This window comes from Cellulomonas sp. P4_H12, from assembly GCF_056400905.1.
Genome location: NZ_JBFUKJ010000098.1, coordinates 1 through 623 on the forward strand (window position 1 = coordinate 1; position 623 = coordinate 623).

The 623-nt window shown below is 70.5% G+C and carries 1 protein-coding gene; it reads right to left on the minus strand.

The features are described 5' to 3' along the window. The coding region (locus AC1DQC_RS19955; protein WP_477052967.1) for a flavodoxin-dependent (E)-4-hydroxy-3-methylbut-2-enyl-diphosphate synthase at positions 1-623 on the minus strand (623 nt) is incomplete at both ends.

A 623-nucleotide genomic window follows, 5' to 3' on the forward strand; every position in this document is an offset into this window, starting at 1 on the left:
GAGCCCGGCCGTCACCTCGTCGGCGAGGGTGTAGACGTCCACCTGCGCCCGCCCGCAGGACGGGCAGGAGACGATCTCGAGCTTGCGCGGCCGCAGGTTCAGCGACTGGAGGATCTGGGTGCCGACCTTGATCTCCTCGGCGGGCGGCGCGGAGAGCGAGACGCGAATGGTGTCGCCGATGCCCTCGGACAGCAGTGCCCCGAAGGCGACCGCGGACTTGATGGTGCCCTGGAACGCCGGACCCGCCTCGGTCACCCCGAGGTGCAGCGGGTAGTCGCACTTGGCGGCCAGCTGGCGGTACGCCTCGACCATGACCACCGGGTCGTTGTGCTTGACGGAGATCTTGATGTCACCGAAGCCGTGCTCCTCGAACAGGCCGGCCTCCCACAGCGCGGACTCGACCAGCGCCTCCGGCGTGGCCTTGCCGTACTTGGCCATCAGCCGCGGGTCCAGCGAGCCGGCGTTGACGCCGATGCGGATCGGGATGCCCGCGTCGCCCGCCGCCTTCGCGACCTCCGCGACCCGGCCGTCGAACTCCTTGATGTTGCCGGGGTTCACCCGCACCGCGGCGCAGCCGGCGTCGATGGCCGCGAAGATGTAGCGCGGCTGGAAGTGGATGTCCG